Consider the following 3,869-nt stretch of genomic DNA (forward strand, 5'->3'; position numbering starts at 1 on the left):
GCCCGCCGCGATGCGGTGCCGGATCTCGTCGAAATGGTCGCTGACCGCGCGCCGGACCGCCTCCTGGTCGCAGGAGCTGATCGCGTCCACGATCTTCTGGTGCTTGGCGACCAGCGAACCGGCGTTCGACGGAGTGCCGACCAGCGACTCGGACTGGCGGTAGACGTCCCAGAACAACCGGGTGAGCTCCAGCGCGAGTTCGTTGCCCGCGGCCACGCAGATCCGTTCGTGGAACTGCCGGTCGGCCGCCGCGGCGGTGGCGGGATCCCGCATCCGCTCGATGCAGCCGGCCAGGTCGGCCAGCAGCCCGGCGTCGCCGACGACCTTCCTGGCCAGTTCGGTTTCCAGGATCTGGCGCACCTCCAGCAGATCGCGCAGGCCCCGCAGGTCGTCCTGCGACCGGGCCCGGGTGCGGAACAGCAGCGACGGGCTCAGCGTGGTCATGCTCGCGTCGCCGACGAAGGTGCCGTAGCCGTGCCGGATCTCCACGATGCCCAGGGCCTGCAGGGTGCGCAGGGCCTCGCGCACCGAGTTGCGCGCGGCGTCGAACTCCTCCATCAGGCGCGGTTCGGGTGGGAGCGGGTCGCCCGGGCGCAGCCCGCGCCGGTCGATGAGCTCGATGATGGCGTCGACCAGTTCCTGGCTGCGGGTGGTGCGCACTCTTGCCCTCGCTTCACGCTGTGAGCTACCGTCACCGACATCATAGGACGTCCAACGTCCAACGAATTCACCCGAACGACGGTTCCTCGACGAAGAGGTGCAGATGAACGCCTCCCCCCAGCACACCCGCTGGTACCGCCAGGTCGGTCGCGACCCGTGGAAGGCGTTCGGCGCCGCCTGGACCGGCTACCTGCTCGACGGGTTCGACTTCGTGATCATCACCCTGGTCCTGACCGAAATCCGCACCGAGTTCCACCTCTCACTGGCTTCGGCCGCGACACTGGTCTCGGCGGCGTTCGTGTCCCGGTGGTTCGGCGGGCTCGCGCTCGGCGCCTTCGGCGACCGGTTCGGCAGGCGTCCCGCCATGATCCTGAGCATTCTCTGCTACGCGACCGGCACCGCGCTGTGCGGGTTCGCCTGGAACTACTGGTCGCTGTTCGCCTTCCGGGCCCTCGTCGGCATCGGCATGGCCGGGGAGTACGGCTCCAGCAGCACCTACGTGATGGAGAGCTGGCCCGCCTCGCTCCGCAACCGGGCCAGCGGGTTCCTGCTCTCCGCCTACCCCGTCGGCACCATCCTGGCCGCCCGCGCCTACGAGGCCGTCGTGCCCTCCTTCGGCTGGCGGTGGCTGTTCTGGCTCGGCATCCTGCCGGTCGTGGTCGCACTGTGGCTGCGCCGGGCGCTGCCCGAGGCACCGGACTGGACCGACCAGGTGGCCGGCGGCGGCGAGGCCAGGACCAGCGCGAGCGCCCTGCTGCACGGGAGGTGGGCCGGGGTCAACGCGGTGATCACGGTGGCGGTCGCGGTCTGCCTCGTGCTCGTCTTCTCCGGGCACGCCGGCGGGTGGTACCCGCTCTGCATCGCCCTGAGCGTGGCGGGTTTCGCCGTGTTCGCCGGGCAACTGGGCGGGCGGTCCTGGCCCACCGCGCTCGGCCTGATGGCCACCGTGTTCTGTGCCTTCCTGTACTCGTGGCCGATCCAGTCGCTGCTGCCCACCTACCTCAAGACGGAACTGCACTACAACGCCGGGCAGGTGGCCGACGCGCTGACCTGGGCCGGTCTCGGCTACGCCCTCGGCTCCTGCCTCGCCGGGATCGCCGGCGACCGGTTCGGCACGCGGGCGGCCTACGTCGGCGGGCTCGTGCTGTCCCTGCTGTTCGTCTTCCCGGTGTTCGCACTGGGTTCCGGTGGCGGCATCGTCGCCGTGTGGGGCCTGCTCTTCGCCCTGCAGGCCACCGGTTCCGGCATTTCCGGCCTGCTGCCCAAATACCTCGGCGACCACTTCCCGGTGCGGATCCGCGCCGCGAGCCTCGGCTTCACCTACAACGTCGGCGCCCTCGGCGGCGCGGTCGCACCGCTGGCCGGTGCCCAGGTGGCCGCGCACATCGGCCTCGGCCCGGCCCTGGTGTGGCTGGCCTGCGGGCTCACCCTGGTGACCGCACTGCTGGTGGGCTTCGACGTGCCCGCCCGGCTCACGCGGCGGAAACGCGAGGTGAGCACCGCGCCCGCGAACAGCTGAGAAAACGACTCTCCCCATGGCCGTGATCACGGAGAATTTCCCTCAGCGGGGTTCCGGCGCGTCCGCCCCCTGGATAGGGTGACGCCCACGGCTGACGACGACATGGGGTACTTCCGTTGACCGAACGCGAAACCGAACCCGGCCTCACCGGCCCGGCCTGGACCGTCCCCGGGGTGGATCTGGACCATCCCAACGTGTCCCGGGTCTACGACTGGTACCTCGGTGGCACCAACAACTACGCCATCGACCGCGAGTTCGGCCGCGAGGCACTGAAACTGCTGCCCCACGCCCGCGAGGTCGCCCACCACAACCGGCAGTTCATGACCAGAGCCGTGGCGTACGCGCTGGCGCAGGGGATCGACCAGTTCCTCGACATCGGCTCGGGGATCCCCACCGTGTCACCGGTTCACGAACTGGCGCAGGGCGCGAACCCCGAGGCCACCGTGGTCTACGCCGACAACGAGGCGGTCGCGATCGCGCACGGGACGGCCATGCTCGCGGGCAACCCGAAGGCGGCCATGGTGGGCGGGGACTTCTACCAGCCGGACACCATCGTCGAGGCGGAAACCACCCGGCGGCTGATCGACTTCCGCCGCCCGGTGTGCCTGCTGGTCGTCGCGCTGGTGCATTTCGTGCCCCCGGAGAAGGATCCCGAGCGGACCCTGAGCGAGTACTACTCCCTGCTGGCACCGGGCAGTCTCGTCGCGCTCTCGCACGCGACCGTCGACGGTCTCGACCCCGCCGACCCCGCGCAGAAGCGGGTCCGGGAGTCCACCCTCGCCTTCTGCGCGCACTACAGCAAGACCTCCACCCCGGACTTCGTCACGCGCACCAGGGAGGAGTTCACCGCCCTGTTCGGCGGGCTGGAACTGGTCGAACCGGGCATCGGCTACACGCAGTCCTGGCGCAACCCGGACCTGCGGCCCGGGGAGAACCCGGCGTTTTCGGTCGGTCTCGCCGGAATGGGCCGGGTGCCCTGACGCTCCGGCCGCACCGGGGTGTTGTCCGGGCGAGCCCCTGGCCGGTGGAACGGACCTTTCGCCGACACCACCCGCTGGGCGAAGATCGAAGGATGTACGTTCCCGCTCACTTCGCACCCGACGACGAAACGGTCCAGGAACTCCTGGCCCACCACGGCGCAGCCGACCTGATCACCGCCACGCCCGACGGGCTCGTCGCCACGATGCTGCCGTTCCTCTACGACCGGGAACGGGGCACCCTGCTGGGACACTTCGCCCGCAACAACGACCACTGGCGCCTGCCCGTGCTCGGCGAAGCCCTGGTGATCGTGCGCGGTCCCGACTCCTACGTCACACCGTCCTGGTATGCCTCCAAGGCCGAGCACGGACGTGTCGTGCCCACGTGGAACTACCTGACCGCGCACGTGTACGGCGGCATGACCGTGCACGACGACCCCGGCTGGGTCGCCACCCTGGTCCGCCGCCTCACCGAGCACCACGAAGCGGGCAGGACGGCTCCGTGGTCGGTCGACGACGCCCCGGAGAAGTTCTTCGCCGGGCAACTGCGGGCGATCGTGGGGGTCGAAATCACCATCGACCGGATCGAGGCCAAGTTCAAGCTCAGCCAGAACCGCCCGGCGGCCGACATCGACGGCGTGATCGCGGGGCTGCGGGGGTCCGGGGAGACGGAAATGGCCGTCCGCGTGGAAAAACACCGTCCCCATTAGGGC

Annotated in this window: 4 protein-coding genes; 3 read left to right on the plus strand and 1 reads right to left on the minus strand. The window is 70.1% G+C overall.

From position 1 onward, the window contains the following. Positions 1 to 660 (minus strand): FadR/GntR family transcriptional regulator (locus FNH05_RS34080; protein ID WP_144592968.1); only part of this gene is annotated, 660 nt, incomplete at its 3' end. Positions 661 to 763: 103 nt separating this feature from the next. Here FNH05_RS34080 and FNH05_RS34085 point away from each other — a divergent pair. From FNH05_RS34085 to FNH05_RS34095, 3 genes are all read left to right on the plus strand, one after another. Next, entirely contained in the window at positions 764 to 2,179 is a 1,416-nt protein-coding gene (locus tag FNH05_RS34085; RefSeq protein ID WP_144592969.1) for a sialate:H+ symport family MFS transporter, read from the plus strand. 116 nt (positions 2,180 to 2,295) lie between these two features. Then, complete coding sequence (locus FNH05_RS34090) at positions 2,296 to 3,159, plus strand: SAM-dependent methyltransferase (protein ID WP_144592970.1); 864 nt, start codon at positions 2,296 to 2,298, stop codon at positions 3,157 to 3,159. Between the two features lie 92 nt (positions 3,160 to 3,251). Continuing rightward, positions 3,252 to 3,866, plus strand: a complete 615-nt coding sequence (locus tag FNH05_RS34095) for an FMN-binding negative transcriptional regulator (RefSeq protein WP_144592971.1) — start codon at positions 3,252 to 3,254, stop codon at positions 3,864 to 3,866. The last annotated feature ends 3 nt before the right edge of the window (positions 3,867 to 3,869 follow it).

Source organism: Amycolatopsis rhizosphaerae, assembly GCF_007713715.1.
GTDB classification, from domain to species: domain Bacteria; phylum Actinomycetota; class Actinomycetes; order Mycobacteriales; family Pseudonocardiaceae; genus Amycolatopsis_E; species Amycolatopsis_E rhizosphaerae.